Annotated in this window: 2 protein-coding genes; one reads left to right on the top strand and one right to left on the bottom strand. The window is 66.8% G+C overall.

Annotation, left to right across the window (positions count from 1 at the left end; all coding sequences use genetic code 11):
* Positions 1-52: 52 nt before the first annotated feature.
* Positions 53-1,174 carry an IS630 family transposase gene (locus ACREC7_RS16220; RefSeq protein WP_431556725.1) on the top strand — a complete coding sequence of 374 codons (1,122 nt, stop codon included), beginning with the start codon at positions 53-55 and terminating at the stop codon, positions 1,172-1,174.
* A 183-nt stretch (positions 1,175-1,357) separates the two neighbouring features.
* On the opposite strand, the gene ACREC7_RS16225 is transcribed toward ACREC7_RS16220, so the two are convergent.
* Positions 1,358-2,701 carry an IS1380 family transposase gene (locus tag ACREC7_RS16225; RefSeq protein ID WP_431556726.1) on the bottom strand — a complete coding sequence of 448 codons (1,344 nt, stop codon included), beginning with the start codon at positions 2,699-2,701 and terminating at the stop codon, positions 1,358-1,360.
* Between the last annotated feature and the right edge of the window lie 125 nt (positions 2,702-2,826).

The raw sequence follows: 2,826 nt of genomic DNA on the forward strand, positions 1-2,826 counted from the left end.
AAGTGGCCGGCATCTGATTCATCTGTTGTGCCCTCAACCGCAGGGGGCCACGATGAATGTACGTTACCGGGTCGAACTGAGCCAGACCGAGCGCGCGCAGCTGAGCGCGCTCTTGGGCGGCGGCAAGCATGCCGCGCGCAAGCTGAAGCGGGCGCAGATACTGCTGGCGGCCGACGCTGGCGTCAGCGATGACGAGATTGCCGCCAGCATCGCCGTCGGCGGCTCGACGGTGTACCGGACCAAGCGGCGCTTCGTCGAAGGCAATCTCGAAGCCGCGCTCAGCGAGGAGCCGCGTCCCGGCGCAGCGCGCAAGCTCTCGGGCAGGCAGGAAGCCCTCCTGGTGGCGACCGCCTGCTCCAGCCCGCCGGCGGGCCGCGCGCGCTGGACCCTGGAGTTGCTGGCCGACGCGATGGTCGAGCTCACCGAGCATGAAGGGCTGTCGCGCGAGACGGTGCGACGGCGCCTGGCCGAGAACGACCTCAAGCCGTGGCGCAGGGACATGTGGTGCATTCCGCAGGTCGATGGAACCTACGTCGCTCGCATGGAGGACGTGCTCGATCTCTACGCCGAAGCCCCCGATCGCAAGCGGCCGGTGGTCTGCTTCGACGAGAGCCCGACCCAGCTCATCGGCGAGGCGCGCCAGCCGATACCGGCCCAGCCGGGGCAGCTCGGACGCTATGATTGCGAGTATCGCCGGAACGGCACCGTCAACCTGTTCATCTTCCTCGACGCCCATCGACCCTGGCGCAAAGTGAAGGTCACCGACCATCGCACCGCATGCGACTTCGCCCAATGCATGCGCGACCTCGTCGATGTCCATTATCCGCAGGCAGACCTCGTCAGGGTCGTGCTCGATAACCTGTCGACGCACTCCCCAGGCGCGCTCTACGAGGCCTTCCCGGCGCCGGAAGCCCATCGTCTGCTGCGCCGCTTGGAGTTCCACTACACCCCAAAGCACGCCAGTTGGCTCAACATGGTTGAAATCGAGATCGGCGTGCTGCGCCGCCAGTGCCTCGACAGGCGCATCGGCGAGCGTGACCGCCTCGTCTCGGAAATCGCCGCCTGGGAGCAACAGCGCAATGCGGCCGGCGCCCGCATCAACTGGATGTTCACAACCGACCGCGCAAGAACCAAGCTCGCACGCGCTTACCCAGACCCAAATAAAGAGTCATAATCCCTGTGCAGAGATACTAGCCCGATCTATTCATGACAGTACCACCGATGCGAGTCCGGGTCGATGCGGGTTCGCGTGGTGCGAGTCCGGCGGTGGCGCCGTGGGCGCTCCGTCGTTCTACCGATGATTGTACTGGGTTAGGGTTGATAGGAATCGGTTCTGCGGGGCACGTCGCCCCTGCCGTCACGGCCCCGACGGCGCGAAGGCGCCGGCAAGCTGCGCGAGGATCGCCTGGTCCGGGCAGGCCGCGGGCAGCATCACCTTGATGCGCGTCGCCTTTTCGATGACGCGGGCGCCAAGCTTGAGGAGGCGCAGGCGCAGCGTGTCGAACTGCGCCGTGCGCCAGAAGGAGCGCTTGGGCGCGGCCGCGCGCAAGCCGTGCAGCAACATATAAGTGCCGGAGTGGAGGACGAGGCGGAATTGGTTGGCGAGCGCGCTGGTGCACGACGTGCGGTCGGAGGCGAGATGACGTTTGTGCGCCTTGATCAGGTTCTCCATCTGCCCGCGCGCGCAGTAGACGCGTTCGTAGAGCCGCTTGGGCTTGTCGGCGAGATTGCTGACGACGAAGCGCGTGTCGGTGCCCCGGTCGGAGGCCTCGACGCGGGCGACGATGCGGCGCTCCTGCCGCCAACCCTTGGCGGCGTAGGCGAAGCTGCCGTAGCGGCGCAGCTTGGCCGCGGCGCCGGCGAGCGCACGGCGCACGGCCACGTCCTCGTTGAGCGGCGCCGCCAGCGCGGCGAGCGCGGCATTGGTGCCGAGGCCGAAGGCGTAGAAAACGCGATTGTCCTCGCACCAATCCATCGCCTCCGGGCGGCCGTAGTGGCCGTCGCCGCGTACCAGGATCTCGACCTTGGGCCAGTGCTTGCGGATGCGCCCGATCACATGCTTGAGGATGGTGCGGACTTCCTTGCCGGTCGGCGTCTTGCCCGGCCGCAGGATCGCCGCCACCAGCTTGCCGCTCGTCGCCTCGTAGATGTGGATGGGCAGGAAGCCGTAGCCGTCGTGATGCGCGTTGAACAGGGCAAGCTGCTGGCCGCCATGAACCGCATCCCAGGTGTCGTCGATGTCGAGCACGATGCGCGGGGGAACCTTGGCCCAGCTCGCGCAGAACTGGTCGATCAGCGCCGCCTGCAGCCGGACGAGCGTGCGCCACGACACCCGGTTCTCCAGCCGCGACATGGTCGGCTGCGAGCACAACGGCTCGCCCGTCTCCGGCCCGCGCCCCACGGCCAGCTTGAAGATCGGATCGCGGCGCAAGGCATCGCAGTCGTCGGCATCTTCGTAGCCGGCGGCGATGGCGAACATGCGGAAGCGCAGCATCTCCGCGATGCCGTGGCTGATGCTCTCGGGGTCGCGCCAGTCGGGAATGCAGGCCGCCAGCCGCTCGGCCAGCCCGAGCCGGCGATCGACCTCACGCAACAGCAGCACGCCGCCGTCCGACGACTGCAGGCCGCCTTCGAATGCAACCTGCACTTGCTTGCCGTCGACCGGTGACAGACCGGGGAGAAACAGCGTATCTTCCGTCATGGCGGGCGTGGCTCCTTGGTCTCGTGTACAGTTCAGTTGGCAACCGAATCTATACACGATTCCAGCGGTTCAGCCACGCCCGTCAGCTTAAATTCCTATATGGCGTGAATAATCCGGGCTAGCGG

Source organism: Methyloceanibacter sp. (assembly GCF_050728395.1).
Lineage (GTDB): Bacteria > Pseudomonadota > Alphaproteobacteria > Rhizobiales > Methyloligellaceae > Methyloceanibacter.

Excerpts from the sequence above, each read along its gene's own strand:
- ACREC7_RS16220 (WP_431556725.1), top strand. The coding sequence starts at position 53 with ATGAATGTACGTTACCGGGTCGAACTGAGCCAGACCGAGCGCGCGCAG.
- ACREC7_RS16225 (WP_431556726.1), bottom strand. The coding sequence starts at position 2,701 with ATGACGGAAGATACGCTGTTTCTCCCCGGTCTGTCACCGGTCGACGGC.